General features: G+C 45.0%; 1 protein-coding gene. It reads right to left on the bottom strand.

Annotated elements, in window-relative coordinates:
* On the bottom strand, positions 1 to 220 hold a 220-nt coding region (locus AC1M9N_RS14525; protein WP_481954983.1), incomplete at both ends, for a GA-like domain-containing protein.

The following is a 220-nucleotide window of genomic DNA, read 5'->3' as shown; positions in this document are numbered from 1 at the left end:
AAGTTCTGTTGGCGTGATTAAACCATCTGATTCGGCATCTGCTAGTGCTTGCTCTGCCTCTGCATATGCTGCTTCTGCCGCCTCTACTGCTTCTGTCGCTTCTTCAAGTGCTGCAACTGCATCATCCACACCATCTTCGTTTTCATCATTTACTGCTGGTAAAGTGATATCAACCAGATCATTTAAACGACCTTGTAGCGCATCTTTTTCTGCTTGTACT

This window comes from Acinetobacter sp. ANC_7655, assembly GCF_056784015.1.
The sequence above is the reverse complement of the archived record's forward strand: the minus strand, read 5'-3'. Positions and strand labels throughout refer to the sequence as shown.